Source organism: Cupriavidus sp. 05T313, assembly GCF_056396665.1.
This window is the reverse complement of the sequence record NZ_JBFTLX010000008.1, coordinates 84,699-111,170: the sequence shown is the minus strand read 5'-3', so window position 1 is coordinate 111,170 and position 26,472 is coordinate 84,699. Positions and strand designations below refer to the sequence as shown.

Sequence of the window (26,472 nt, the reverse complement as noted above, 5' to 3'; positions counted from 1 at the left end):
CCGGCACCCAGCGCGGCGGCGCCGGCCAGCACGCGGCGCCGCTTCCAGCTTGCCGGCATACCGGCGACAGCGGACGCCGCCGGGAGCGAAGGCGAAGCCGGCGGCTGTACGGGCAGCTGGGACAGGTGAGGGGACAGGTACGGGGACAGGAAAGGGGGCAGCTTGCGCAAGGCAGGAACCATCGGTGCTGACATCGGTGGCTGGAAAGGGCCATGGCACGCTCGCCGCGCGCGGCCCGGGGCGGAGGTATTATAGGCGCCCGCGGCGTGTCCCCGCGGCGGGCGCGGCGTTGCCAGGCTTGGCAGCGCCGCGAAACGTATTTGTTGAAACGGACGCCTATCGAGCAGGGGAGGACCGCCGTGCGCTTGTTGCTGGTGGAAGACGAGATTGAACTGGCGCGCTGGGTGGCGCGCGCACTGGAGCAGGGCGGCTTCGTGATCGAGCACGTGGCCGACGGCCTGCAGGCCGAGGCGCGGCTGATGGCCGAGGAATACGATGTGGTGGTGCTGGATCTCCGCCTGCCCGGCAAGGACGGCCTGGCCGTGCTCAAGTCCATGCGTGGGCGCGACGACCGAACGCCGGTGCTGATCCTGACCGCGCAGGACACGCTCGACGAGCGCGTGCGCGGCCTCAACCTCGGCGCCGACGACTACCTGCCCAAGCCCTTCGCCATTGCCGAACTCGAAGCCCGCATCCTGGCGCTGATCCGGCGCAGCCGGGGGCGAGCCCACCCGCGCCTGCAATGCGGCACGCTGGTATTCGACGGCGAGACCCGCAGCTTCACGCTGGCCGGCGCGCCGCTGGCGCTGACGCCGCGCGAGTCGACCTTGCTGGGCGCGCTGCTGGCCAAGAGCGGCCAGCCGCTCACCAAGGCGCAGCTGCTTGACAAGGTGTTCTCACTCGATGCCGACGTCAGCCCGGACGCCATCGAAGTGCTGGTGTACCGGCTGCGCAAGAAGCTCTCCGGCCACGGCGTGACCATCGTCACGCTGCGCGGCTTCGGCTACCTGCTGGAACCGGAAGGTCAGCCCTGATGCTGCGCCGCCTGCCACGGCACTGGCTGCGGCGCTGGCTGCAGGGCAGCCTGCGCCGCCAGTTGCTGTTGCTGCTGGTGCCCGCGCTGGCGGCAATGATGGCGCTCGACACCTGGCTGACCTACGGCACGCTGCGCGACGCCGCCAACGCCGCCTACGACCGCTCGCTCTACGGCTCCGTGCGCGCCATCGACAACGCCATCGGCATGGCCGGCGAAAGCGTGCAGATAGCACTGCCGGACGCCGCCATGGAGATGTTCGAGACCGCGGCCCAGACCCACGTCTTCTACCGCGTATCGCTGGAACGCAATGGCCGGATCGAAACCGTCACCGGCTACGATGACCTGCCGCTGCCCAAGGGTGGGATCGCCAGCAACCAGCCGCATTTCTACGATGCCGACTATCGCGGCGATCCGGTGCGCATTGCCGTGCTTGCGCATCCGGTGTACCGGCCCAACGCGCATATGCGCGTCATCGTGCAGGTGGCGGAAACCGCCGAGCCGCGCTTCGAACTCATCGCCACCGTGTGGCGCGGCGCGCTGGCGCGCGGCGTGCTGCTGATCCTGGTCAGCGCCGGCATCCTCGTGGCCGGCATCACCTATGTGCTGCGCCCGCTGGCACGCGTGCGCGACGATGTGCAGGCACGTTCCGCCGGCGACCTGACGCCGCTGGCCTTCGACCACGTGCCGATGGAAGTCCGCCCCCTGGTGGACGCCGTCAACCTGCATGTCTCGCGCTCCGACGCGATGACGCAGGCCCAGGCGCAGTTCATTGCCGACGCGGCCCACCAGTTGCGCACGCCGCTGGCCATCCTCAAGACGCAAGCCGAGTTTGCCCAGCGCCAGCTTTCCGCCGGCGCCGATCCCGCTCACGCGCGGGATGCCGCCGGGGAGGCGGTAGGCGGCATCGTCACGCAGCTGGAGCAGGCCGCGCGCCTGACCAACCAGCTGCTGGCGCTGGCGCGCGTACGGCAACACCCGGGCAGCGACACACCTGGCGACGCCGAGCCGCCGGACCTGATCGATGCCGTGGCCGTGGCAGAGCAGGTGGCGCTGGACTACTTGCCGCTGGCGCGCGGCAAGCAGCAGGACTTTGGCTGGGAGCGGCCGCAGGGGCTGGTGCTGCCGGTACGGGCCGATGCCGCGCTGCTGCGCGAGGCATTTGCCAATCTTGTCCACAACGCGATCCAGTATTCGCCGCGCGGCAGCAGGATCACGCTTTCCGCCGCGCGTTTCGCGGATAGCGCCTGCCTGGTGGTGGAGGACGATGGGCCGGGCATTCCCGTCGAGGAGCGCGAAAAGGTATTTGCGCGGTTCTACCGGCGGGTCGGGAATGTCGAACCGGGCTCCGGCCTGGGGCTGGCGATTTCCCGCGAGATGGCCGCGCGGTTCGGTGGCACGGTGGAGCTGGGAGTCGCGGTGCAGGGCAAAGGGGTTCGGGCGGTGCTGGCGCTGCCGATCGGGGAGTGAGACGGCGCCAGAAAGACCAGAAAGTCCAAAAGAACCAAATGTCCATACATCCACCCCCACGTAAACCCCACCCCATTCCCTGACAAATTGACAGCCTTTTGACAGTTTCCACCCCATAGAATCGCGCCATGGTCGCCGTACGGGCCAGACCAAGTCAGAAAACCAAAGAACAAGTCCGGCATGCAAGCGCTGCCGGGGACAGGAGACAACGCCAAGCCGGCCGCCCAACGCAGGCAGCGCCGGCGCACCGCACGACTCTCCCGCCCCCGACAGCCAGCTTCACCGCCAGCCGGACACCTCCGGGTCGGTCCTCGCCAGCATCGCCGGCAACCGTTCACCGGCAATCCTCTGAAAAAGAACAGGAGACCGTAATGCGTCGTTCGATTCATCGCTTTGCCCACGTCGTCATGGCTTCGGCCGCGATCACCGCCAGCGTGGCTGCCGCGCCCGCGTTCGCGCTCGACAGCGTGAAGTTCATGATCGGCGCCAACCCGGGCGGCGGCTTCGACCAGACCGGCCGCTCGCTGGGCGCGGCGCTCGTTGCCGCCGGCGTGGCCAAGACGGCCTCCTACGACAACAAGGGCGGCGCGGGCGGCACCATCGGCCTGACGCAGTTCGTCAATACCGACAAGGGCAACCCGAACGCGATGATCGTCACCGGCGCGGTGATGGTGGGCGCGATCGAAACCAACAAGCCGCCGGTCACGCTGAAGAACGCAACCCCGATCGCTCGCCTGTTCGCCGACACCATGGTGATCACGGTGCCGGCCAGCTCGCCGCTGAAGTCCATCAAGGACCTCACCACGCAGCTCAAGGCCAACCCGGGCAGCGTCAGCTGGGGCGGCGGCTCCAAGGGTTCGATCGACCACATCCTCGCGGGGCTGGTGGCCAAGGAAAGCGGCGTGGATCCGAAGAAGATCAACTACGTGCCGTTCCAGGGCGGCGGCGAAGCCTCGGCCTCGATCCTGGGCGGCCACGTGACGGTCGGCATTGCCGGCGTGTCCGAGTTCCTGCCCTTTATCAAGAGCGGCAAGATGCGCGCGCTGGCCGTGACCTCCAAGGAGCGCACCGCCGATATCCCGACCCTGAAAGAGCAGGGCATCAATGTGGAGATCTACAACTGGCGCGGCGTGTACGGCGCGCCCGGCATCACCGCCGAGCAACGCAAGGCGCTGGTGGATGCGGTGGTGAAGGCAACCGAGACGCCGCTGTGGAAGGAAACCCTGGCCAAGAACGACTGGACCCCGTTCCTGCTGACCGGCGACGAGTTCGGCAAGTTCGTGGACAGCGAGTCGGCCCGCCTGGGTGGCACGCTGCGTGAACTGGGCGTGGCGAAGTAAGCAGCCCGGTCTTACCGCTTCATTGCTTCACCGCTTCACCGCTTCACTGTTCGAACGTTTTACCTGTCGGCCCTGCCTGCGGCGCACCATAACGCCCGGTGCGCATGCAGCTGGCGGGGGTCCGGTGTCCACCTGCGATACCCAAAAGACCAAACTACAAATCGCCGGGCCCCCGCCTTAAGCGGGGACGACAAACCGCGGCAAGCCAAGGGTCGGCCAACACGACCGCAGGCGCCGCATGAAGGAGCCACTTCACATCATGAAACCCTCGCACCTGGCGATCGGCATAGCCGTATTGCTGCTCTCCGTTTTCTATTTCGTCGGCCTGTCTGGCATCTCCGGCGACGAAGGCTATGCCGGCCTGTCGCCGCGCTTCATGCCGACGCTGGTCGCCATCGGCCTGGCCGTGTGCGGCGCGGCGCTGACCTGGCAGGGCATTCGCGGCGGCTTTCGCAATATGCCCGAGGAAGACGCCGAGCTGCCCTCCGCACCGCATAACTTCCGTGGCTTCCTGTGGGTGGCTGCCGGGCTGGTGGCCAATATGGCGCTGATCGGCACGCTTGGATTCGTGCTGGCGTCGACCCTGCTGATGATCTGCGTGGCACGCGGCTATGGCAGCAAGCGCTTCCTGCGCGATGGCCTGATTGGCCTGTGCATTACGTTGCCGATGTGGGCACTGTTTGAATTCCTGCTCGGCATCAATTTGCCGCTGCTGCCCGTCGCCGGGTTCTGACCGGAGCTGATCCATGGATACTCTCAACCTGCTGATGCATGGCTTTGCCATCGCCATCACGCCAATCAACCTGATGTGGGCCCTGGTCGGCTGCTTCCTGGGCACCGCCATCGGCGTGCTGCCGGGCATCGGCCCGGCACTGACCGTGGCGATGCTGCTGCCGCTGACCGCCAAGGTGGAACCCACCGCGGCGCTGATCATGTTCGCCGGCATCTACTACGGCGCCATGTACGGCGGCTCCACCACCTCCATCCTGATGAACACGCCGGGCGAGTCGTCGACCATGGTCACGGCGATGGAAGGCAACCTGATGGCCAAGAGCGGCCGCGCCGGCCCGGCGCTGGCCACCGCGGCCATCGGCTCCTTCGTGGCGGGCACGATCGGCACGGTGCTGCTGTCGATGTTCGCGCCGGTGGCGGCCGACGTGGCGCTGCAGTTCGGTCCCGGCGAATACTTCATGATCATGCTGCTGGCCTTCACCACGGTGTCGGCGGTGCTGGGTTCGTCGTTGCTGCGCGGCATGACCAGCCTGTTCCTTGGCCTGGGCATCGGCCTGATCGGCATGGATTCGCTGTCGGGCCAGACCCGTTACTCGATGAACGTGCAGGAACTGTACGATGGCATCGATATCGTGGTGGTCGCGGTGGGCCTGTTCGCGGTGGGCGAGGCGCTGTTCAATGCCTTCTTCCCGCAGCCGGACGGCAGCTTCAACAGGCTCAGCTCGATCATGATGACCAAATCGGATTGGAAGCGCTCGGTGCCGGCATGGATCCGCGGCACCATCATCGGCTTCCCGTTCGGCCTGATCCCGGCTGGCGGCGCTGAGATCCCGACCTTCCTGTCGTACGCCACCGAGAAAAAGCTGTCCAAGCACAAGGGCGAGTTCGGCACGGTAGGCGCGATCGAAGGCGTGGCCGGCCCCGAGGCCGCCAACAACGCCGCGGTGACTGCCACGCTGGCACCGCTGCTCACGCTGGGCATCCCGACCTCGAACACCACCGCGATCCTGCTGGCGGCGTTCCAGAACTACAACCTGCAGCCGGGCCCGATGCTGTTCCAGACCTCGGGCGACCTGGTGTGGGGCCTGCTGGCTTCGCTCTACATCGGCAACGTGATGCTGCTGGTGCTGAACCTGCCGGCCATCGGCCTGTGGGTGCGCATGCTGCGCATTCCCACGCCGCTGCTGTACGGCGGCATCCTGATCTTCGCGGGCCTGGGCGCCTACGGCATCCGCCAGTCGTGGTTCGACCTGCTGCTGCTGTTTGTGATCGGCGTGCTGGGCATGGCCATGCGCCGCTTCGACTTCCCCACCGCGCCGGTGATCGTGGGCATGATCCTGGGACCGATCGCGGAGAAGCAGTTGCGCAATGCATTGTCGATCAGCCAGGGCGACTGGTCGATCTTCGTGACCCAGCCGATCTCGGCCACCATCCTGGCCATGACGGTGGCGGTGGTGCTGATCCCGCGCATCCTGGGCTGGCTGTCCCGGCGCTCGGCGCGCGGCAAAGTGGCTGACGCCACCGGTTGATTGGCGCAAAATGCGGGCAAGGCCCGGCACTCCAGGGTGCCGGGCCTTTTCGTTTGTGGCGCCGTGRCAGGCCATCGCATCGGCGCTGTTGTCCCTACATTCCGCTTCATCACAAGAACACCGCGCCGGCGCCCGCGCGCCAGGCCGCTGCGACATGCCTTCTCTTCTTCACCGCTGGCGTCCGGTCCTGCTGACGCTGCTGCTCGGCCTGGCCGCCGCGCTGCTCTGCACGCTGCTTCACACGCCCCTGCCATGGATGATCGGGCCGTTGCTGGCGGTGGCCACCGCGCGCATGCGCGGCGCCGACCTGCGCGCGCCCACGCAGGCGCGCAATGCCGGGCAGTGGGCCATCGGGACTTCGCTCGGGCTGTACTTCACGTCCGACGTGGTGGAACGTCTGCTGGAGTTCCTGCCGTATATCGTGGCGGGTTCGCTGTTCGCGCTGGTGCTCGGCTGCGGGGGCGCGTTCCTGCTGCGCAGGAGCACGGGCGTGGCGTTCAAGACGGCGTACTTCTCCACCGCCATCGGCGGCGCCTCGGAGATGGCAAACCTGGCCGAGCGCAACGGCGCGCGCATCGACCAGGTGGCCGCCGCGCATTCGCTGCGCGTGCTAATGGTGGTGGTGGCGGTGCCCGCGCTGTTCCAGTACGGCGGCATCCATGGGCTCGATCCCTATATCCCCGGTCCGCGCACGGTGGACTACCTGGGGCTGCTCGGGCTGATCGCGATCACCGTCAGCGCAGCGCTGGTGCTCAAGCGCTTCAACCTGCCCAATCCCTTCGTGATCGGCACGCTGCTGGCGGCAGCGGTGCTGACCGCCTCGGGCGTGGAACTGTCGGCCATCCCCACCTGGATGAGCCGCGCCGGCCAGTTGCTGATCGGCGTCTCGCTGGGGGCGCGCTTCTCGCGCGACTTCCTCCACACGGCGCCGCGCTTTCTCACCGGCGTGGCGCTGTACACGCTGGTCGCACTGGTGCTCTCCGCGCTGTTCGGCTGGGCCTTGTCGGCGCTGTCTGGCGTGCATCCAGCCACCGCCATTCTCGGCACCACGCCCGGCGGCATCGCGGAGATGTGCATCACCGCCAAGGTGCTGGAACTGGGCGTGCCGCTGGTGACGGCCTTCCACGTGATCCGGATGGCGTTCGTGGTGCTGTGCACCGGCCCCCTGTATCATTGGCTCAAACATCGCGCCGCGCCGGAGGAGACGGAATAGCAACCTGGCCCGGCCCCACCCCAGACAAACGGGAGTGCCATGCCAGAGTCAATGCCAAGACCCAAGCCGGAATCCAGCCTGACGCTTGCCGATATCGACGGCATCTTGCAACGCGTACTGGCGCCGTGGGTGCGCCAACTCGGCCTGCGTGCCGAAGCCGTTGATGCGCAGGGCGTAACACTGCGCCTGCCTTTCGACGAATCGTTTCGCCATGCGGGTGGCGTGGTGTGCGGCCAGGTGCTGATGGCCGCCGCCGATACCGCCATGATCGTGGCGGTCGCCAGCGCGGCGGGCGGCTTCCGCCCCATGACCACCGTCACGCTGACAACCAACTTCATGCGCCCGGTGATCGACGGCGACGTGCTGGTGCGCGCCAACGTGCTGCGCCTGGGCAAGACCGTGGTGTTCGGCGAAATCGAGCTGACCGGCACCGACGGCAAGCTGGCCGTGCAGGCCACCACCACTTATGCGCTGCTGTGAGCGGCGCCATCACTGAATTGCATGCAATCCATGTATGAGCCCCGCAGCGTAGTTCCTGCTTCCGTCCAGCCCGCCGCGGCAGCCTCTCCGTTCGACCAGGTGGTGTTCGCCGGCGGCGGCAACCGCTGCTGGTGGCAGGCGGGCTGGTGGGATAGGGTGGCGCCCGAGCTGGGCCTGCGCCCGCGCGTGATCACGGGAATTTCCGCCGGCGCCGCCACGGCCTGCATGGTCTACACGCACGATTCCCGCGAGGTGATGGCGTACTACCGCGAGGTGCTTGCCGGCAACCGGCGCAATGCCTACTGGGGCAACCTGCTGAACAGGCAGCGCGTGTTCCCGCACTACGGCATCTACCGCACCGCCCTGCTGAGCATCTTCGGCGAGGGCCGCCTGGCGCGCTTGCAGGCGGCGCCGGAAATCCGCATCGGCGTGGCCCATATCCCGCGCTGGAGCGGTCCGCGGCTGGCGGTCATGGCTGGCCTGGTGGCCTACAACATCGAGAAGCACTGGCTCAAGACGCTGCACCCGCGGCTGGGCCGCAAGCTGGGCTTCCATCCGGAGTTCGTGCGCGCGCAGGACTGCGGCTCGCCCGAGCAACTGGCCGACCTGTTGCTGCAATCTTCCTCGACGCCACCCTTCACGCCGGTGCTCCGGCGCGACGGCCGGCCCGTGCTCGATGGCGGCATGGTCGACAACGTGCCGGTCGACGCGCTCGACGCAACGCCCGGCGACGTACTGGTGCTGGTGACGCGGCTCTATCCGCGTCCACGGCGCTTTGTTCTGCAACACGGCGCGCAGCGCCGGCTCTACCTGCAACCTTCGCAACGGGTACCGATCTCGAGCTGGGACTACACCCAGCCCGGCGCGATGACCGGTGCCTACGATCTCGGCCAGCGCGATGGGGAGACCTTTCTGCGCGAATGGCCGTCTGTCCTGAAGACGGAGCTTGGCACCGCCGCGTAGCGTTCAACCAGCGCGACGGCCGCCCTAGCGGCTCCGTCATCACGATGTGCAATGCGGCCTTCGCGCCGCAACAGGAGGCATTGATGACGAAACGCCAGGCAAGACCCACGACCGAGCGCCGCAGCGCGCGCAGGGCGACATCCGAGCAAGTGGTGGAGCACGTTCCCCGCCGCGGCAAGCGCCGCGCCGGCGCGCAGCGCGAAGCGGACTTCGTGGTAATCGGCGCAGGCTCGGGCGGAGTGGCGGCTTCGCGGCGCGCGGCCTCGCACGGCGCGCGCGTGGTGCTGGTGGAGCGGGATGCCATCGGCGGCACCTGCATCAATCGCGGCTGCGTCCCCAAGAAAATGCTCTCATATGGCGCCAGCCTGGCCGCCGTCCTGTCGGGCTGCCTGTCGCACACCGGCGGCAAGGAGGACTGGAGCGATGCCATCGTGCGTGTCAATGCGGAGATGGCGCGGCTGCACGTGGCCTATACGCACCACCTGCAGGAAGCCGGCGTGGAACTGCTGCGCGGCGATGCCACGGTGATCGCGCCGGACCAGGTACAGGTGGGCGCGGAGGTCATCCAGGCGAAACGCATCCTGATCGCCACCGGCGCGCGGCCGCGTGCCTTGCCGGTGCCAGGCGGCGAACTCGCCTGCACCTCCGACGACATCTTCACCTGGCAAAGCCTGCCGGCTTCGCTGGTGGTGATCGGAGGCGGCTACGTGGCGGTGGAACAGGCCTCGATCCTGTCGCGCTACGGCGTCAAGGTGGAGATGCTGGTGCGCGGGGAACGCCTGCTGCCGCGCTTCGACCATGAAGTTGCCGAGGCACTGGCCGAGGCGCTCGCCGCCAAGGGCGTGCGGCTGCATTTCAATACCGAGGTAACGCTGCTGAACCAGGCCAACGGTGCCATCGATGTGTGCTACCGGCAGCATGGCAATGGCGGCAATGGCAACACTGGCAACACTGGCGCCGGCGGCAGGGACCGCATCCAGACCGTGCGCGCGCAGGCAGCGCTGGCTGCCATCGGGCGCGACCCGCATTGGGACGGGCTCGGCCTGGAGGCGCTTGGCGTGCAGAAAGCCGAACAGGGCGGCATCCAGGTGGACCGCTCGTTCCGCACCAAGGTCCGCGCGATCCACGCCATCGGCGATACCATCGACGGCCCRCACCTGACACCGGTGGCCAGCGCGCAGGGCCGCTGGCTGGCGGACCGCCTGTTCGGCCGCCGCGGCGACCGATCGGATTTCGACCTGGTGCCTACCGCGGTGTTCTGCGAGCCGGCCATCGGCAGCGTGGGCCTGAGCGAGCAGGCCGCCATTGAGGAGGCGGGCAAGCCGGAGCGCATCCACACCGTGGTGCGCCGCTTCGTCTCGCTGGAGAACCGCTTCGCCGGCAGCGAGCAGGCGTCCATGGTCAAGCTGGTGGTGAATACGCGCAGCGGCCGCGTGCTGGGCGCGCACATGATGGACAACGCCGCGCCGGAAATCGTGCAGGCGTTCGCCGTGGCGCTGCGGCTGGGAGTGAGGCTGTCGCACCTGCAGACCACGGTGCAGTTGCATCCGACCGTGGCCGAGGAACTGTTCGGCTAAGCGGCCCCCGGACTCAAGCCGGCGCGGCTCCCGTCGCCGGCTTGGCGCCAGCGCAGGGATCGGCCCGCTTGTGCGCGGGCACCAGCACCACGCGGTCGTAGGCGCCGGCCTCCTGGCCGCTGGCCTGCTCCAGGTAGCCCACGCTGTAGATACTGCCCGGCTCGGCGGCGAGCCAGCGCGGCGCGCCCACGTCGCGCCGCACATGGCCGTTGCCGGCGATCAGCACCGCGCCGCGTTCGGCGTATTCGCGCATCGCGGCCGCCATCACCGCATCGCGCGCGGCCTGGGCATCGAGCATGCCCGGCAGCATGGCCTTGGGGAAATTGCCGCAATGGCCGCGGTCGAGCACCGCGGTCTGTTCCGTCACGATGTCTTGGGGCAAGGGCGCGGCAAGGCCGAGGCGCTTGCGCTCGGCTGCATCGAATACGCCATCGAGCCCGCCGCGCACGATGCGCCCCGCATCCGCCCGCGACAGGTTGGCCGCCACCAGCGGCAGGTCATAGCGCAAGGCCAGGGCCACCACCGGCGTGTAAAGCTCCCACTGCCAGTTCTTGCCGCCCGCCTGCGCCACCACATACGCCGCGTCACCAGGGCGCTCGCGGCGGGCGCGGTCGATATCGGGCTGGCGTTCGCGGTCGAACTGCTCCATTGCGATGGCCGGGCGCCAACCCGCTTCGAGCGCGCTCGACAAGGCAAGCAAGCGCCGCTTCTGGCCATCGGCGTTGTCGTGGACCTCGCCCAGCAGCACGTAGGTCTTACCGGTGAACTGGTGCGCGACGTCGCCAGCCACGGCGGCCGGTGGCGTACCCGCGCAGCCGGCGAGCGCGGCAAGCAAAGCGGCGGCGAGCGCCACGCCGGCGGCGCGGGCAATGGCAAGGCGTGAGCGAGTCTGCATGGCGGCGGTAATCCTGGTTTCTGCGGTTTTTTGCCTATGGTCCGCGGGCATGCCGCGGACCTGCCTATTATTGCCCAGTTGCCGCTTCCGGCACATAGACCATCGAGCCGTCCTTCAGCCGATAGGCAACGCCGGCCTTGGTGCCATCCCCGCTGCCGACTTGTCCGCTCGCCTGGTAGCGCACGACCTTCTCGCCCTGCTTTGAGACGATCTCCATATTCGGCTTGCCGGGATTGGTGATGACGGTGACGTCCGCATGCGTGAACGGGTTCATCGGGTTCTGCGCGATCGCCACCAGCAATGCGGCGATCACCACCAGGAACACGTCGATCAGGTTGACCACCGACAGGATGGGATCGTCGGCTTCGCTTTCTTCCAGGAACTTCATGCGTCGACCTCCCACTGCGGCTGGTGCTTGCCCAGCCACACCAGTTCCTCGGCCAGCCAGCGGCGCCGCACATTGACCACCCAGAACGTGATGCTGGCGGCGATCAGCGCGAGGATCACGGCAGAGAAAGCGATGGTGAGGTTCTCGCCCACGTTGGCGAGGTTGCCGCCCGACAAGCCTTTCAACGCCGGCCCCATCGGGATCATGGTGGCTACAAGCCCCAGCATGGGCGCCACGCGCGTGGCGATGCGCGGCCACTCCAGCAACCGATGCGCGGTCACGTCGAGTGTGTCCGGGTCCTTCACGCGATGGCGCAGCGCATACGCCACCAGCACGTAGCCGCGGCCGGTTTCGATCGTGTTGCGGCGGCGCTGCCAGCCTTGCATGGCGAACTCGCCGAGCGCCCAGAAGGCGTAGAGGAAGAGCAGCCCGATCAGGGCAAGCGTCGGGTACAGGAACAACTGGCCGACGTCGTACATCAGGGTTTCAAGCAGGGTAGGGGTCATGATGCCTCAGTAGGGTTTTGTTGGATTCCGGAAGAGTGGTGCGGCGCTGGCGCGGCGCCGCGCGCTGAGGGCGCCGCCGAGCACGGCCCCGGCCAGCGCGATGCCGGCGGCGAGCCACGACAGCACCGGCACGAGCGCCGCGGCGGGCGGCTTGCGCTCCACCAGTTGCATGCCTTRCACGGGTACGGATTGCGATGGCGGCGCGGGCTTTGGCTCGGGCTGCGTTTTCGCTTCAGGCTGCGGCGGCTGCGRGGCAGCCTGCGCAGCCGCGGCCTTCGGTGCGCCCGCCGGCGGTGCCGCGGGAGCTTGCGTGCCATAGCCCGCCGCGCCGGGGGCCGTGGCCTGCTGTTGCACGTAGCGGTTGAAGCTGCGGTTGCCGCTGCGGATATCGTGCCGCTGCGAGAGCGTCTGCCAGCGGTCGGCCAGCGTCTTGAGCATCTCGGGGTCGGCTTTCCAGTAGCCCTTGCGCGCGGCTTCCAGCATGCGCTCGATCACCTGGGCCTGGGCCTGCGGCGCATGCTTCTCGAACCATTCATCAAGGCCGAGTTTGTGCTTGTCCTTGACGTAGACCTCGGCGAACTCGGTCCACTGGTCGTCGCGCACGATCTCCGGCGCGACCGCGGTCCAACCCCAGAAGTTGTTGACGGTGTCGAGCATGTTGAGCGCGCCGCTATAGCCTTCGGCCTTCATGCCTTCGATCCAGCCCGGATGGAAATAGCGCGTGCGCAGTTCGGTGGCGAGGAAGGAAGCCGCCGTTTCCGTGCGCGCACTGTTCGCATCGCGCAAATTGGAGATCAGCAGCTCCGGCGCCTTGCCCGTCAGATGGCGCACGGCCAGGCCGATGCCGCCGAGATACTGGAAGGGATCGTCGGTGGTCAGCATGCCATACAGGTTGGAGCTGCGCGCCAGCAGCGCGCCTTCCACGCCCTTGAGGTTCTCGGCGTAGAGGTTGAGCTGCGGCAGCTTCTCGCCCCAGGTTTTTTCGTCGGGCCCGTAGCCGTACTGCATGCGCGAGAGATAGAGATTGGCGAGCTTGGCGTCCGCTTGCTTGCCGCTGCCGAAGCTGTCGCTGGCGAGCGTAGCGTCGTTGAGACCGGTGCCGTAGTTGCCCGACTCGCTGGCAAAGATGCGCGTCAGCGCCAGCGACTCGATGCGCTCGGGATTCATCTCCGCCGCCTTGAGTTGCGCCAGGCGCTCGCGCACCGCGCGCGTGCTCGCGGCCACCGCGTTGTCGGGCTCGGGTTGCGCGGCGGCCAGCTTGACCGCTTCGGCCAGCCACTTGATCAGGTTGGGAAAGTGATCGCGGTACAGGCCGGTGGCGGACAGCACCACGTCCACGCGCGGATGCTTGAGCTCCGCGGCGGGAATCGCTTCCACCCCGACCACGCGGCCACCGCCGTCCCACTTCGGGCGGATGCCCATGGCCGCCAGCGCCTGCGCTTCGAGCATGCCCTGATGGCGCATGGTCTCCACGCTCCACAACGAGAAGGCCAGCTTGGCGGGCCACTTGCCGTGACGCTTGCGCCAGTCGGCAATCATGGCTTGCGCCGCTGCTTGTCCGGCCTGCCATGCTTCCCGGCTGGGCACCTTGGAAGGATCGAAGCCATACAGGTTGCGGCCGGTCGGCAGCGCATCGGGATTGCGCACCGGATCGCCGCCTGTGCCGGCCAGCACGTAGCGGCCCGCCAGCGCGGTGAGAATGGCTTCGCTCTCAGGCGCGGCATCGAGGCTGGCGTAGAGCGTGCGTGCGCGCCGCATGTCTTCACGCTGCCTGGCGTCGGAAAGGCCCGTCAACGGCGCGCCGTCGATGACGTAGCGGTGCAACATGGCGTAGGGTTCCGACCGCGCCAGCTGCTTGTAATCGAGCGCGAAGAGTTCCTCGGGCTCATCGGGAAACACGCGCTTGAGCCAGGACTGGCCAAGCATGGCCATCACCGTGTACAACCGCAGCCCGGGATCCTGCGACTGGCCGAACGTGTGCAGCCCATAAGGCTGCAATGCGCCCGCGAGTTCGTGCAGGTGCGTGTGCAACGCATCCAGGTACTCGGTGAACTGCGCGCTCGCACGCGCCTGCGGCCAGCCCATGTCGTCGAACAGATGCATGCGCGCGCTGCGCTTGAGGATGTCCTCGCGCAGTGTGTCCTTCACCGCGCCGTTGTCCTGCTGCAGGTAGTTGTGCAACTGATCATGCAGCGCCGACAGGTCGGTGTGCAGGCCGGCCGGCTTGAACGGCGGCGTCTGGTGGCTGACGATGGTGGCGCGGCCCCGGCGCTTGGCCTGCAACGCCTCGCCGACGTCGTCGACGATGTAGGGATAGATCACGGGCACGCTGCCGAGCACCATGTAGGGCTGGTCGGTCACGGACAGGCCGCGCTCCTTGCCCGGCGTCCATTCCTGCGTCCCGTGGGTGCCGTAGTGCACCAGCGCCTCGCGCCCTTCGCGCGCCCACAGGTAGGCCGCCATGTAGAAATGGTTGAGCGGCGTCTTGGTGGAGTGATAAAGCGCCTTCTCGGCGGCTTCGTCGCGCTCGCCGCGTGGCGGCACCGGCATCAGCGCCACGTTGCCGAGCTGCAGGCGCGGGATGGCGAAGCCGGCCACGCCGTTGCGCCTGATCGCCATCGACGAGGCTYCGGGCTCGCCCCAGCGCGCGCTGACCTCGGCGCGGAACGCGGCGGGCTGCGCGTCGTACCAGCGGCGGTATTGCGCCATCGGCATCCACGCGGCGCGGTCCGCATCGAGCAGCGCGCCGAGCTGGCCTTCGCGGTAGAAGGGCGCGAGCAACGCGCCAAGATCGCGCTGCAGCGCGAGTTCGCCGGCGGCCTCGGTGCGGTAGCCCGCGGCATGCAGCGCGGCCAGGGTGGAAGACAGGCTGCGCGGCAGGTTGAGGAAGGATGCCGACAGGTTCTTTTCGCCAGCGGGATAGTTGTAGAACAGGATCGCCACGCGCTTCCCGGCATTGGGCGTGCGCTGCAGACGTGTGAGCGCCAGTGCCTTGTCGGCCACGGCATCGAGCTGCGCCGGCAGGCTGACGATGCTGCCGTCCTTGTGCGAAGTGGCGGCGGCCAGCATGGGATCGCTGACGCCGGCCAGTTCGGGCTGCACCAGGTAGAAGGGTGTATCGGTGAGGCTGATGCCGTGCGGATCGCGCTCCCAGTCCTGCGCATCGCCCTTGCGGTAGGGTATGACCTGCAGCACCGGGATGCCTAGCGTTTCAAACTCCGCCTTGCGGCCCGCCGCATTGAGCATGATCTGGCCGTTGACCAGCACATCGACAATGCGCTTGCCGCCGGGCGCGGCCATGCGCAGCACGCCGTCCGCATCCATCACCGGGCTGTAGAAGACGAGCGCGCGCGCGCCACGCGCTTCGATGCTCGCGATCAGGTCGTCGATAAAGGCGCTGTCCAGGCCGGAGACATAGGCCTGGTGGATGGCGACGCCGATCACCGGCGTGCCAGCGTGGCCGGATGCGCCGAGCGCCTCGTCCGGCGATTCGGTCACCACGCTGGCCAGGCGCGGATGGTAGTAAGCGGCTTTTGGAAACACCACCGGCGCGGGAATCGCGCCGTCCGCGCGCAGCTTGAACTGCTGCGCGGCCAGCGTGCGCATCATGGCGTCGAAGTTGGCGCGGCCACCGTTGACATAGTACGCATGCAGCTTCGCACCCAGCGCATTGTCGAGGCCGTGCGCCTCGAAGCGGTCGGTGGCGATCAGCAGGCGCGGCACGCGCGCATTGGTCCATTGCGGCCCCAGCTTCGCCAGCATCTCGGTGACAATGTGATCGCGCGGCGCATCGAGGATCAGCAATCCCGCGCCGTCGATGAATGGCGCCACATCCTGCGCGCTCATCCGTTCGAGATAGCGCGCATCGAGCGTCATGCCGTGCGCGCGCGCCATCGCCTGCAGGGGCTCGAACTTGCCCGCCGGCACCGGCGAGGTGGTCAGCACGGCAATCTTCGGCGTGGCCCGCGCCTGCTGCATGCCGAGCGCCAGAAGGGCAAGCCACAGCAGGCACAGCGCGCGGATCAGCCGCATCTTGGTTTTGTTTTGTGGGGACATGTCGGGTCGAATCGCCTCAGGTCAGAACGACAGCTTCACGCTGGCGGCGAAGGTACGCCCGGGCTGCGTATAGAAATCCAGGCCCGGCTCGCTGGCGGCCACGCTGCCCTGGCGCACATCGCCCCACAGCCAGTATTTCTTGTCGAACACGTTGTTCACCGACAGCACCAGGCTGGCGTAGCGGTTGAAGCGCCACCAGCCCTGCAGATCGACCACACCATAGCCGCCCGGCTTGAAGTAGGTGAAGGACGTGTCGTCGGTGCGCGTCACCGGGCGCGCTCCACGCCAGCGCAGGCTAGCGCCCTGGCCCTGGCTGTCGCTGCCGCGTTCCCAGGTCAGTGCGGCGCTGGCGCGCAGCGGCGAGACGCTGTTGAGCGGCTGGCCGGTCTGTTCGTTGTTGCCGTGCGCATAGGCCACGGCGCTGTCGACGCGCCACTGCGGCAGGAAGCGGTAGCTGCCGCGCCACTCGGCGCCGTAGATGCGCACGCTGCTCTGGTTGCGGTACTGGTACGTGGCTCGCAGGCCGGCGAGACAGGCGGGGTCGGACGGGCAGTTCAGCGCCACCTGTTCGATAAAGTCCTTGTAGCGGTTGTCGAATACCGCGACGCTGGACTGCACGCGCTCGTCGGTGTAGCGCGCACCGATCTCGAAGGAGCGGCTCTTCTCCGGATTCAGATCGCCATTGGGCGCGGCGCCGTAGCCCTGGATGGTGTTGCGGAAGCTGCCGTTGATTTCCTGGTAGTTCGGCGCGCGGTAGCCGAAAACGTACTGGGCCCACACATTGATGCGGTCGGTGGCTTGCCACAGCGCGGACAGCTTGGGCGAGACCGCCCAATCGCTCTTGCTGATGGCGGGCTTGGCGGCGACGCTGTTGTAGAGCTTGTCTTCGTCCGGCCCGAGCGCGTAATGGTCGAAGCGCAGGCCGGGCGTGAGCGTGAAGCGGCCGCCGGCGAACTGCAGTTCATCCTGCACGAAGATGCCGGTCTGGCGGGTCTCGCCCTTGGGGAAATCGTGGATCGGGAAGTTGTCGCCGGCCAGCGATTTCGACACCACGCCGGTGGTGCGGTTGTAGGCGGTGCCATCGCGCATCTCGCTGGTCTGCGTGCGCAGGAAATCCACGCCGGTGATCAGCCGGTGGCCTACGAAGCCCGTGTTGAACGACTTGTCGGCCTGCAGGTTGAAGCCGGTCTGCTGCTGTCGGAAGCCGAACAGCAGGTTCACGTCGCACAGGCTGCTGCCCGCCGTGGAGCCTGAGCAACCGGAGCTGGTCCTGCTGCGCACCTGGTTGGTCACGGTGTTGGACTCGCTCTCCTGATAGAACACGGTGGCGCCGAGGCGGTCGATCACGTGGCTGCCCGGCTTCCACTCGTAGTCCAGGCTGACGCGGTTGCGCGACAGGTCCTCGGTGCCGCTGGCGGCGGTCACGCGCGGCAGCGCGGTGGACAGGCGCAGGATATCGGTAAAGGTGTCGCTGTCACGATGCTCGTAGGTCAGCCTGAAGCGGTGGCCGGCGGCAGGATCGAGCACGATCTTGCCGAGCCAGGCGTTGGTCTCGCTGTTCTGCGGATTGGGCTTGGTGCGGCCGGTCGAGGTGGAACCGTTGCCGCCCATGTTTTCCACCTCGTGCCCCTTGCGGTGCGCATACATGAACAAGCCCTTGATGGTCTCGTTGCCGCCCGCCACGCCGGCGGTCTGGCCGAAACCGCGGTCGATGCCGTTCCACGACAGGCCCGCCTCGCCGCCCACCGCGCGGCCGCGCATCAGGTCCTCGGGATCCTTGGTGACGTACGAGACCACGCCGCCGATGGCGTCCGAGCCGTACAGGCTGGAGGCCGGCCCGCGCAGCACCTCGACCCGCTTGAGGAAGGAGAACTCGGGCGCGTCCCGGGTGGCGCTGGACAGGTTGGAGGGGCCGCCGCCGTTGTAATAGTCCGGCAGGCGCACGCCGTCGACCATCAGCAGCACGCGGTTAGCCTCGATGCCGCGGATATTGATGCTGCCGGCGCCAAAGCGGCGCCGGTCGCGCGGTACGTCGATATCGGGTTCGTCGGCAAACAGGCCGGTCTCGTCGACCGGCTGGGCGCGCTCGATGCGGCTGCCCTCGATGACGGTGATGGTGGAAGCGACGGCATCGGCGCGTTCCTCGGTGCGGGTGGCGGTGACCACCACCTCGCCCAGCGGGCGGACCGGATCGACGGCCGGTTCAGCGGCCAGCGCCGGACCACCGAGGGTGGCGCAGATGGCGATGGGCGTGACTCGTACGGAGGCGCGCAAGCGCGCCAGACAGCGGCGTTTCATGGATTTTCCCCAAAAGAAAACGAAACGCTGGCTGGCGGACACCGGGTCAGAACGGCTGGCTGGCGTAGTGTTGGCGCAGGTGCAAAGCGAGCCTGATCAACTTGAGAATGCGAATTATTCTCAACTTTGAGCAAGAAGTAAAGCCCCCCTTCCTGGGAGAGGGCGCATGGTGCCGACGAACGGTAGCAACTCGCTGGGAGCCACTGTCCGCCAACACCCATTCCTCAGCCACCGCAGCCGCCCGCTACCCTCGCTACAGCCGGGTCCAATTGACGGAGCGAGGCGTAGCTCATCCTCATTTTTTGCCGTTACAGCGCGAGGCGGGTTCATCGGCGCGAGTCAGAAAAATCGCCAGTAACTTTGGGAAATTTCTGCTGGCTGGTGACTATTTGCTTTTCTACAAATAAGGGCACTACCCAGCAATCTTGTCGTCTGGATGCTCGCAATAGCGGATGGGCGCCTCCGTGGGCTCTAGCGTTTGTTGCGCGCGAAGGTGCTCAACACGAGCATTGGCCCGATTTTTCCACGATTCTCGKGGCAGTCCACTTGTGTCGTCACAACAAAAAGGAGGGCTCTATGAACGAGAAGGCTCGACGAAGTATTTTTCGGCGAGAGGTATTGCAAAGGCACGACCAACAGGAACACGGGCCGATTCTCTTGGCGCAGTCAAGCCATAGTTGGCTGCTTGTTGGGCTGGCTGCCGCGATGTCTCTGGCGATTTTGCTGTACCTATTCTTTGGTAGCTACAGGCCTCGTACTGCTGCTACCGGCGTCCTAGTTCCTGAGGGGGGTGCGATTAGAATCCTTGCCCCCACCGGCGGCATTGTTTCTGAGCGTCACGTTCGCGAGGGGGAAATTGTGAAACAAGGTGCCGTTCTCTTTGTTCTTGCCGATGAACGAAGGCATGTCGGACAGCAGGAAAATACGAAGATCTCCGAATTACGTACGGCTTCGCTCAGTGAGCGCCGGGCAAGCCTGATGCGGCAGCGCGAAGCTGCGCACGAACTTGGTGTGACGGCGGAGCGTGGACTCCGCGCACAGTCTGAGAACGTCATGGACGAGCTGCGGCACAACAAGCAGGAACTGGACCTCCACGCGAAACGATTGACCGCATCAGAGTTATCTATCGAGAAACACAGAACACTGGCGAAATCGAACTACATATCTCAGGTGGCATTGCAGGAGAAGGAAGATCAGGCAGCCGCTCTTCAAGCGCAATTTCTCTCGATGCAGCGAACGCGCTCCCAGCTTTCAAGAACCCTCGCAACATTGAAAAGTGAGCTGGACCAGGTCTCTCTCAAGACGGCAGCTCAGATTGCTGAAATTAGTCGGGATCTGGCGATGCTCTCTCAGGAGACCACTGACGTGCAATCCCGCGACGTCTTCGCTATCACGGCACCGATGACGGGCAGGGCCACAGCCATTAATGCAGAACCTGGAGAGACCGTCTCCACGCAAACGCTTGCGGTGATTATCCCGGAAGGCGTGCCATTGGTAGCGCACTTGTTCGCGACCTCAAAAGCTTTCGGATTCGTACAAGTCGGCCAGTCAGTCCGATTGCGGTATCAACCCTATCCCTATCAAAGATTCGGACTGCAACGTGGCACTGTCGTTGAGGTTGCCAGCAGTCCCCTGCAGTCTGAAGAGGTCGCGGCGATGTCGGGGCTACCTGACAAGGAGGCCATGTATCGCATCATCGTCAGGCTTGACAGTCAAAGCATCCAAGCCCATGGGCGGCAGATTGATCTGTTGCCAGGAACCCTGCTCGACGCGGACATTGAACAAGAGAAGCGGCGCCTTATTGACTGGGTTCTTGCCCCAGTCGCGAGTGTAAGCAGCAGATATCTGTAGTTATCAATRGACAGTGGATTTGTCCGCTGTTTCCGCGGGCTCTAATCCGCATAACGGAGCGTCCTGCTCCGCAGGCGAACTCGTCCCGCCCTAGAACGGACGGTCATGGAAGGAAAACCAATGAATAAGTCGACCACGTTACCCATGGCGATTGAAAACATGCAATTCGATGAGTTCGGCCGCTACGAAGTGACCGAACTCATTATAGATGAGGAGCTCGATCTTGTAAGCGGAGGCTTTACCATCGGACAAATAAACATTGGCTATTGCCCACCTAAATCCAATGCCGGCTATTGCCAAGAACGACCTCCTCCTCAACCCAACAAAAAATGTGGAGAGGACGGCGATGAAGAGGGTTAAACAGAGCCACTAGCCGCAGACTTCGAGTGTCGGTCTCCGACCGACTTTTTTAACGCTCTGGCCGTCGGCTGTATAAATGGATGAGTCAGATTAAAGTTGCAGGACATTATGTTTCAGACCAACAATCAGTTGCTCTGGTCGACCCTCGACCCTAGATGCCTTGAACTCACACTTATGCCGACGGAACAGTGCAACTTTCGTTGCACCTACTGTTATGAGGATTTCTCCATCGGGAAGATGAGTCCCAGGGTGCAGGCAGCCTTGAAGCGATTCATGATCAATCGTATGGAAGGCCTCAAATACCTCAGTTTTCAATGGTTTGGCGGTGAGCCGCTGGCTGCCAAGAACATTGTTTATGAACTCAGTGCGTTCGCCCAAAAGCTGTGTCTGGACCACGGTGTGGGATTTGGCGGTGCTTTGACAACCAATGGCTATCTGCTGGACATGCAGACGGTTCAAAAGCTGTTCGGCTTGGGGCAGAGGGGTTATCAAATTTCCCTGGATGGCATGGGAGATGCACACGACAGAACCAGAAAGCTGACCTCCGGCACGGGTACATTTGATCGGATCTGGACCAACCTGAAGAGGCTCCGGGATAGCGAGCTGGGCGTATCGGTACTGCTTCGGGTGCACCTGACACCAGAGAACGCACAATCCGTGAAAGCGCTTGCGGTAATGTTGCGCGAAGAATTCCTCCACGACCCGCGGTTCTCCGTGCTGCTCAAGCCCATTGAAAATCTGGGTGGCCCTAACAGCGCGAGCATCGCGGCGTTGAACAAAGCGGAGCGGGCCAAGCTACTGGGTGAAATGCGAAGCCYGTTGTACCGCGACATGCCTTCCGCCGAGCCGTCTAAGACAACGGTCGGGGAGGTCTGTTACGCGAGCCGGCCGAATTCGTTCGTGATTCGCGCGGACGGCCGTGTACAGAAGTGTACGGTCGCACTGTCCGAGGCGCACAACACGGTTGGAAATCTGACCGACGATGGCAGCATTCGGCTCGACAGGCCACTCATGGGCCAATGGATGCGAGGCTATGAAACCGGTGATTCTCGCGACTTGCGTTGTCCCGCAGAACGTTTTCCCCAGCGCAACAACCATGAAAAGTTCATTCCTGTCGCACTGATTTCATGAAAAAGCACATCAATTTCAATATTGCCAAAGAGGAATTTATTTCCGACTTTGCTGATCGCAAGATGTACGTCGTACGAGCCGCGGTTGCGCCTTCGCTCTTGAGTTGGTCTGACCTCAACGCAGCGCTCTATTACATCGATCCCGTGCCACCCCATGTCCGGGTGCATCACAATGGCCTGGTCTCCGAGTCACGCTATGTGGAAGACTGTTCGATCGGAGGTCTTGCGGGGAAACGGCTCAACACCAGTGTGGTTCAAGGCTTGCTGTCCAGCGGCGCGACGATCGTACTCAATCGTATTGACGCCCGCCTTGAGCGAGTCCGACATCTGTGTGCGGAGGTCGGCGAATTTTCGAACGCCGAGACGCTGGCGAATGGTTACCTGGCCTTTTCCGGACGGGGCAGTTTCGGGCCCCATTGGGATACACACGACGTCATGGCCATCCAACTCATAGGCCGTAAACGGTGGAAGGTATATAAGCCAACTTTTCCATTGCCACTCCCGGGTCAAACCAGCAAGGAACACAAGGCCGATTGTCCAGCTGAACCCGTCTTCGACGGAATCCTGGAGGCGGGCGACCTGCTCTATCTTCCCCGAGGCTGGTGGCACGATGCCATACCTATTGGCGAGACGTTCCACGTTGCGATCGGCATGTACACGGCAAACGTGTTGCACTTTGTTTCGTGGCTTTGCCAACATGCCCTTCGCGAACACGAAGAACTGCGAAGAACCTTAAAACCTGGATGCGATGTGACTCAAGGGATTGCGGCGGCCGGCAAAGTCATTGAGAGACTGGTGAATGATCCCAGGCAACTTGCCCTTTTCATGGAGAAACTGAACAAGGCGAGAGTCACGCCCCATCAACCCTTCTCTCTTGAGTCTCTGGTGAGCTCAGCATCTATGAAGGAGCGGGAATCCGCCACAGTGAAAGGAGTTTGTTAGTGGTCCGCCCGCTTGTGATTCTGCTGTCGTCCTTTTTTTGGATCTTGTCGTGTCACGCGGACACGGCGACGAATCTTGGTGCCAAAGAGAAGGAACACTCGTCCACGGACATCAACTGGAGCAAGAGCGCCATTCAAGACATCACGCGCGCGCACGAAATCATCCGGGAGGCACATCCCGGCGTTCTGGACCCGACGGATCACGGCTTTCAACAGTGGTTTAAGCAAGGGTACGACGAAGCGACGGCGCTCGCCCTCCGTGCGAATTCCGAGGGCAAGGCGTTGGCGGCGCTACGCTTCTACATCGCGGGCTATAGGGATGGACATCTGGTCGTATGGAAGGAAGGCCAAGTTGGTGAGTCCCCTCGCTGGGCGGGATGGATCGTGCAGCGCCGCAATGGCAAGTACCGCGTTGCGGCGCGGGCCTCGGACTGGCCCGTCGACGTGCCCCAAATAGGCGATGAACTGCTTTCCTGCGACGGCCAGCGCATTGACGATTTGCTGGTGGAAAAAGTCGCTCCGTTCGTGGATAGACGCGTGGACCTGGAGGGCTCGCTGTCTCGTCTTGCGCTGCATCTGACCAGTGAGCCGCACTACGAAACGCTGTGGGAACCTTTGCGGTTGAAACACTGCGAGGTTCGATCCCCCTCAGGGAAAATTCGCCAGTTCTTGCTGAAGTCGCAGCTCTTCACGGAGGAGTTTCAAGCGATGACCAGGCCAGCGATGCCACGCCAAGGTATCAAGCAACCACGGCAGGGCATCCACTGGATTCATGCTACGGATTTCACCTTGTCGAGTAGCAAAGACATTGCATCGTTCGAAAGACTGTTGAACAGGGTCCGGGCTCTGGGAGAAGCCGATGCTGTGGTGCTTGACATTCGAGGCAATAACGGCGGAAAAACTTTGGTGGGCTACCGAATCCTATCGGCGCTATTCAAGGATGCCGTAGGGCGGAAACCCTCATCTGAACAAGTAGAGTCCAAGGCGTACTGGCGCGTTTCTGCGACCGCCCGCGAAGCGCTTGAGGCATACAAGACTGCGTTCAGCCAGGCGGAAGGCCCGGCAAGCCTGACTTACAGACTCCTGGACACTCTCCTGTCCCGCATGAATGAAGCCGCATCACTCGGCCAGGCGTTCGTCGAGCAAATGGATGTACCGCTCGATGAACTGACTGAGCATGGCAGTCCCTTTGATGGCAAGCTTGTGCTGGTCACAGGCCCGAACTGTGCGAGCGCTTGCCTGGACTTTGTGGAGATGGTGTTAAGCATTCCCGGAGCGGTTCACGTTGGGAGCGTGACCAGCGCGGATACGCGGTATTCGGACATAGCGCACGTATCGCTTCCAAGCACGGCGAAGATGTGGGTTCCACTCAAGGTTTGGAAGAACCGTAAACGCGCAGACAATGAACCTTATGTGCCGAAGTTCACCTTCGACGGCGATCTCAACGATACGGCGGCTGTTCAGGCATGGGTGATTGATCGCGTGTTGCCATCCATCACAAAAATTTCAACCAAGTGAATACCTATCTGCAAACTACTGCAGCAGAGTGCGGGCTAGCCTGCCTGGGCTACATAGCGGCTCACCACAAGCATGAGTTCTCGATGAGCGAACTTCGAGCTCGATTTTCTGTTTCCATCCGTGGCACGTATCTGCGCGATCTGATTCGATTGGGAGGTCTTTTGGGGCTAGGCGCAAGACCGGTTCGCCTTGAACTCGACGGACTTTCAAGGCTCTCTCTGCCATGCATACTTCACTGGGATCTCACGCATTTCGTGGTCCTGATGAGGGTCTCTGGCAACAGGATCACGGTACATGACCCAGCGCGCGGAGAGCGCTCAATGGCCCAGGCAGAGGCTAGTCAGCACTTCACCGGAGTGGCATTGGAAATGTGGCCCACCACGGCCTTTCAACAAATTAAGCCGAAGCCGCCGATAAACTGGCGAGACCTGATGGGCCCTATCTTGGGTCTTAGGCGTAGTCTGTCGCAGCTCTTTATACTGGCAGCAGCATTACAAGTACTGGCTTTGGTACTACCTCTTTTCACTCAATGGCTTATCGACGGCCCCGTTGTCTCTGGAGATACTGAACTGATATGGGTAGTCATCACGGGCTTCGTGATGGTAACGCTAATGCGGGTCGTGCTCGAATGGACACGTGGCTGGCTCGGAATCATTGCTATGCACCAACTCGGCATTCAATGGGCGTCGCGTGTGGTTGGGCATTTGCTTCGATTACCGACGAAATGGTTCGAGGTTCGACACACGGGAGACGTACTCTCGCGCTTTCAGTCCGCACAAAGCATCCAGCAAACCGTGACTGGAAAATTCGTCGACATACTACTGGATGGCCTGTTCGGTACTGTGACTGCCATAGTGATGGCGATCTATAGTCCAACGTTGGCAGCCGTCGTCGTAGCCACGATTGCAGGCTATGCCGCGATCCGTCTATTAGCCCACGACGCGTTTCACCGGGTTAGCGATGAGGCAATGACACATGAGGCGGTTGCGCAAACCCATTTCCTGGAGAGTTTGCGAGCCATGCAGGCCATAAAAATTGCTGGTCTGGAAGAGCAAAGAGCCTCCCGCTGGTCAAATCTCGTTGTTCGAGCAGTCAATAAGCGAATGCAGGCAAACAGGATGACATTGAGCTTCGGAGCGAGTTACGGATTGTTGTTTGGTATGGAAACTGTCACTGTGCTTGGCGCGGGTGCTTACATGACCATTCAAGGCGGACTAACCGTGGGAATGTTGATGGCCTTTATAACCTATAAGGACGAGTTCTCGTCGAGGATGCAGAGATTTATCGACAATATGATGTCGGTAAGAATGCTTCGCTTGCACGTGGAGCGACTGTCTGACATCGTAATGGCCGAACCCGAGAAGACGACTGGTGCAATGCCTGAGCGATTCGATACTGATGGCTGGCTGGTCCCCGATATTTATCTCGATAGTGTGAGCTTTCGCTACGCCGAGGGTGCCGATTGGGTTCTAAGGAATATCACTCTCACCATTCGATCTGGTGAGCACGTGGTGATCATTGGCCCGACTGGATGCGGGAAGACGACGCTGGCCAAAATCATTCTTGGCCTTCTGGAGCCGACGGAGGGCACCGTGCGCGTGGGAGGCCATCCACTTTCTCACGTCGGGCTTGCAAACTGGCGGCGCCACGTAGGTGCGGTGATGCAGGACGATCAGCTGTTCTCAGCGAGCTTGAAGGAAAACATCGCGGGGTTTGACGACGAGATCGACATGGATCGCGTCCAAGCTGCAGCTGAATCTGCGGCCATACATGATGAAATTCTTGCGATGCCAATGGGATACCATACGCTCAACGGCGACATGGGCAATACCCTATCTGGCGGCCAGCGGCAGCGACTCCTTTTGGCACGCGCGCTGTATCGCCAGCCACGCGTCCTTGTCCTGGACGAGGCCACTAGTCATTTGGACGTGGCGCGAGAACGGCAAGTCAATGACGCGATTTGCAACTTGCCGGTAACGCGCATCACCATTGCACATCGCCCAGAAACGATTGCCATGGCCGAGCGAGTTATTGATATCACGCGGCTGGAATCGACCGCCATCGCCACTGACTAGTGGCCCTTAACACAGCCGAAGGTCACTGTCTTGGTGAAGCAAAGCTTCGCGGCGGACGCCGAGCTTTACTCTCTCTCTCGGGTTCGTGGTCGATCTTGCATACCGCACCGCCGCTGG

General features: G+C 64.1%; 21 protein-coding genes. 16 read left to right on the top strand and 5 right to left on the bottom strand.

Annotated features, from left to right (window positions below):
- The first annotated feature begins 359 nt into the window (after positions 1 to 359).
- From AC1DKD_RS03510 to AC1DKD_RS03470, 9 genes are all read left to right on the top strand, one after another.
- Positions 360 to 1,034 carry a response regulator gene (locus AC1DKD_RS03510; protein ID WP_035865540.1) on the top strand — a complete coding sequence of 225 codons (675 nt, stop codon included), beginning with the start codon at positions 360 to 362 and terminating at the stop codon, positions 1,032 to 1,034.
- Positions 1,034 to 2,503 (top strand): sensor histidine kinase, encoded by a 1,470-nt coding sequence (locus AC1DKD_RS03505; protein ID WP_477103013.1) that lies wholly within the window; start codon positions 1,034 to 1,036, stop codon positions 2,501 to 2,503. Before AC1DKD_RS03510 ends, AC1DKD_RS03505 begins: the two co-directional genes overlap by 1 nt.
- Positions 2,504 to 2,874: 371 nt before the next feature.
- Positions 2,875 to 3,843 carry a Bug family tripartite tricarboxylate transporter substrate binding protein gene (locus tag AC1DKD_RS03500; RefSeq protein ID WP_441636762.1) on the top strand — a complete coding sequence of 323 codons (969 nt, stop codon included), beginning with the start codon at positions 2,875 to 2,877 and terminating at the stop codon, positions 3,841 to 3,843.
- 259 nt (positions 3,844 to 4,102) lie between these two features.
- Entirely contained in the window at positions 4,103 to 4,576 is a 474-nt protein-coding gene (locus AC1DKD_RS03495) for a tripartite tricarboxylate transporter TctB family protein (RefSeq protein ID WP_035865703.1), read from the top strand.
- Positions 4,577 to 4,589: 13 nt separating this feature from the next.
- Complete coding sequence (locus tag AC1DKD_RS03490; protein ID WP_441636765.1) at positions 4,590 to 6,104, top strand: tripartite tricarboxylate transporter permease; 1,515 nt, start codon at positions 4,590 to 4,592, stop codon at positions 6,102 to 6,104.
- Between the two features lie 154 nt (positions 6,105 to 6,258).
- Positions 6,259 to 7,317 (top strand): AbrB family transcriptional regulator, encoded by a 1,059-nt coding sequence (locus AC1DKD_RS03485; protein WP_441636767.1) that lies wholly within the window; start codon positions 6,259 to 6,261, stop codon positions 7,315 to 7,317.
- Between the two features lie 51 nt (positions 7,318 to 7,368).
- The gene (locus AC1DKD_RS03480; RefSeq protein WP_441636769.1) at positions 7,369 to 7,797 is read left to right on the top strand and encodes a PaaI family thioesterase; all 429 of its coding nucleotides are present in this window, start codon (positions 7,369 to 7,371) and stop codon (positions 7,795 to 7,797) included.
- A 30-nt stretch (positions 7,798 to 7,827) separates the two neighbouring features.
- Positions 7,828 to 8,760: a patatin-like phospholipase family protein gene (locus tag AC1DKD_RS03475; RefSeq protein WP_441636771.1), complete on the top strand. Its 933-nt coding sequence runs from the start codon at positions 7,828 to 7,830 to the stop codon at positions 8,758 to 8,760.
- Positions 8,761 to 8,843: 83 nt separating this feature from the next.
- A complete protein-coding gene (locus tag AC1DKD_RS03470) occupies positions 8,844 to 10,337 on the top strand; it encodes an FAD-dependent oxidoreductase (protein WP_441636773.1) in 1,494 nt (497 codons plus the stop codon).
- A gap of 13 nt (positions 10,338 to 10,350) precedes the next feature.
- On the opposite strand, the gene AC1DKD_RS03465 is transcribed toward AC1DKD_RS03470, so the two are convergent.
- From AC1DKD_RS03465 to AC1DKD_RS03445, 5 genes are all read right to left on the bottom strand, one after another.
- The gene (locus AC1DKD_RS03465; RefSeq protein WP_441636775.1) at positions 10,351 to 11,232 is read right to left on the bottom strand and encodes a ChaN family lipoprotein; all 882 of its coding nucleotides are present in this window, start codon (positions 11,230 to 11,232) and stop codon (positions 10,351 to 10,353) included.
- Positions 11,233 to 11,299: 67 nt separating this feature from the next.
- Positions 11,300 to 11,620, bottom strand: a complete 321-nt coding sequence (locus tag AC1DKD_RS03460; RefSeq protein WP_477103012.1) for a DUF2149 domain-containing protein — start codon at positions 11,618 to 11,620, stop codon at positions 11,300 to 11,302.
- On the bottom strand, positions 11,617 to 12,126 hold the full coding sequence (locus tag AC1DKD_RS03455) for a MotA/TolQ/ExbB proton channel family protein (RefSeq protein WP_035865554.1): 510 nt from the start codon (positions 12,124 to 12,126) through the stop codon (positions 11,617 to 11,619). Before AC1DKD_RS03455 ends, AC1DKD_RS03460 begins: the two co-directional genes overlap by 4 nt.
- A 6-nt stretch (positions 12,127 to 12,132) precedes the next feature.
- Positions 12,133 to 16,182: a cobaltochelatase subunit CobN gene (gene cobN, locus AC1DKD_RS03450; RefSeq protein ID WP_477142936.1), complete on the bottom strand. Its 4,050-nt coding sequence runs from the start codon at positions 16,180 to 16,182 to the stop codon at positions 12,133 to 12,135.
- Between the two features lie 21 nt (positions 16,183 to 16,203).
- The gene (locus AC1DKD_RS03445) at positions 16,204 to 18,480 is read right to left on the bottom strand and encodes a TonB-dependent hemoglobin/transferrin/lactoferrin family receptor (protein WP_441634332.1); all 2,277 of its coding nucleotides are present in this window, start codon (positions 18,478 to 18,480) and stop codon (positions 16,204 to 16,206) included.
- On the opposite strand from AC1DKD_RS03445, the gene AC1DKD_RS03440 reads away from it, so the two are divergent.
- The 7 genes from AC1DKD_RS03440 to AC1DKD_RS03410 all read left to right on the top strand — a co-directional run bounded on the left by AC1DKD_RS03440 (position 18,479) and on the right by AC1DKD_RS03410 (position 26,355).
- On the top strand, positions 18,479 to 18,610 hold the full coding sequence (locus tag AC1DKD_RS03440) for a hypothetical protein (RefSeq protein WP_441634330.1): 132 nt from the start codon (positions 18,479 to 18,481) through the stop codon (positions 18,608 to 18,610). The two genes, AC1DKD_RS03445 and AC1DKD_RS03440, sit on opposite strands and share 2 nt — an antisense overlap.
- A gap of 446 nt (positions 18,611 to 19,056) precedes the next feature.
- Entirely contained in the window at positions 19,057 to 20,331 is a 1,275-nt protein-coding gene (locus AC1DKD_RS03435) for a beta-barrel domain-containing protein (protein WP_441634329.1), read from the top strand.
- 120 nt (positions 20,332 to 20,451) lie between these two features.
- On the top strand, positions 20,452 to 20,691 hold the full coding sequence (locus tag AC1DKD_RS03430; RefSeq protein WP_441634327.1) for a hypothetical protein: 240 nt from the start codon (positions 20,452 to 20,454) through the stop codon (positions 20,689 to 20,691).
- A 108-nt stretch (positions 20,692 to 20,799) separates the two neighbouring features.
- Positions 20,800 to 21,822, top strand: coding sequence for a radical SAM protein (locus tag AC1DKD_RS03425; RefSeq protein WP_477142935.1), 1,023 nt, complete (start codon positions 20,800 to 20,802; stop codon positions 21,820 to 21,822).
- Positions 21,819 to 22,763: a cupin domain-containing protein gene (locus AC1DKD_RS03420; protein WP_441634323.1), complete on the top strand. Its 945-nt coding sequence runs from the start codon at positions 21,819 to 21,821 to the stop codon at positions 22,761 to 22,763. Before AC1DKD_RS03425 ends, AC1DKD_RS03420 begins: the two co-directional genes overlap by 4 nt.
- The gene (locus AC1DKD_RS03415; protein WP_441634321.1) at positions 22,763 to 24,280 is read left to right on the top strand and encodes a S41 family peptidase; all 1,518 of its coding nucleotides are present in this window, start codon (positions 22,763 to 22,765) and stop codon (positions 24,278 to 24,280) included. The genes AC1DKD_RS03420 and AC1DKD_RS03415 overlap by 1 nt, the downstream gene beginning before the upstream one ends.
- Positions 24,277 to 26,355, top strand: a complete 2,079-nt coding sequence (locus tag AC1DKD_RS03410; RefSeq protein WP_441634319.1) for a peptidase domain-containing ABC transporter — start codon at positions 24,277 to 24,279, stop codon at positions 26,353 to 26,355. Before AC1DKD_RS03415 ends, AC1DKD_RS03410 begins: the two co-directional genes overlap by 4 nt.
- The last annotated feature ends 117 nt before the right edge of the window (positions 26,356 to 26,472 follow it).